Here is a 1,135-nt window from a genome sequence, read left to right as displayed (position 1 = left end):
TACTAATGGGTACGAAAGTAAGCGAACATTATTTATAATATAGCGGTCGTTCGCCAAGCTTATCGGATATCTACACACATGCGCCACGATGACGGTCGTAAACTTGATCACAAAACATTAGAAGCCATTCGCGTTCGCGCCGTTCAACGAGTCATGGATGGCGAAAGCCCGGAAGTCGTCATCAAAGCGCTTGGCATGAGCCGCGCACGAATTTACGAATGGCTGGCCGCCTACCGCGAGGGTGGCTTTGACGCACTCAAGGCCAAGCAAATTTCTGGTCGCCCCAAAAAACTGAGCGGGGCTCAGATCCGGGAGCTGTATACCTGGATAACGACCTTTACACCGGACCAGCTGAAGTTTGACTTTGCCCTGTGGACCCGGGGTCGTGTGCGTGAGCTCATTCGGCAAAAGTTCAACGTCCGGTTAAGCGATGTCTCGGTGGGTCGTCTGCTTCGAAACCTGGGGCTGACGCCCCAGAAACCACTGCATCGGGCTTACCAGCAAAAACCAGAGGCCGTGAAGCAATGGAAAGAAGAGACCTACCCGGAAATCCGCAAGGAAGCCAAAAAAGTCGGTGCTACCATCTACTTCGGTGATGAAGCCAGTATCCGGTCTGATTATCACAGTGGCACGACCTGGGCGCCCAAGGGTGAAACTCCGATCATCCGTAATACCGGCAGTCGCTTCAGCATCAATCTGATCTCGGCCATCTCACCTCGTGGTGAGCTTCGCTTCAAAACGATTCAGGGCACCATGAACACCGATGCGTTTCTCGGTTTCCTCAAAGCTCTGGTGCAAGACGCTGACAAGCCGGTTTTCCTGATACTCGATAACCATCCGGTGCACCATGCTCGTCGCGTTCGCGAGTATGTCGAGAGTCTTGACGGCAAACTCAAGCTGTTCTTCCTGCCGCCGTACTCGCCGGAGCTGAATCCTGATGAGTCTGTTTGGGGCTACATCAAATACCACCACGTCGGTAAAAAGATCATCAACAGTAAGGAGCAACTTCGGAGCATTGTTTACCGGCAGCTTCGGCGCTTGCAGAAATTGCCAAAGCTATTGAAATCGTTTTTTGGTCATCCGGACCTGGCTTATATCTCCGGATGATGTTCGCTTACTTTGTTTCGGATTAGTA

General features: G+C 52.0%; 1 protein-coding gene. It reads left to right on the top strand.

Going from position 1 to position 1,135, the window contains the following annotated elements:
- Nucleotides 1-78 precede the first annotated feature (78 nt).
- Complete coding sequence (locus Q675_RS37575) at nucleotides 79-1,107, top strand: IS630 family transposase (RefSeq protein WP_011783956.1); 1,029 nt, start codon at nucleotides 79-81, stop codon at nucleotides 1,105-1,107.
- Nucleotides 1,108-1,135: the final 28 nt, after the last annotated feature.

The organism is Marinobacter sp. EN3 (assembly GCF_000475315.1).
In the GTDB taxonomy this organism is placed as follows: Bacteria; Pseudomonadota; Gammaproteobacteria; order Pseudomonadales; family Oleiphilaceae; genus Marinobacter; species Marinobacter nauticus.
Note: the sequence above shows the minus strand (reverse complement) of the source record. Positions and strands in the feature narration are given on the sequence as shown.

Coding starts and splice junctions, on each gene's coding strand:
- Q675_RS37575 (WP_011783956.1), top strand. CDS start 79: ATGCGCCACGATGACGGTCGTAAACTTGATCACAAAACATTAGAAGCC.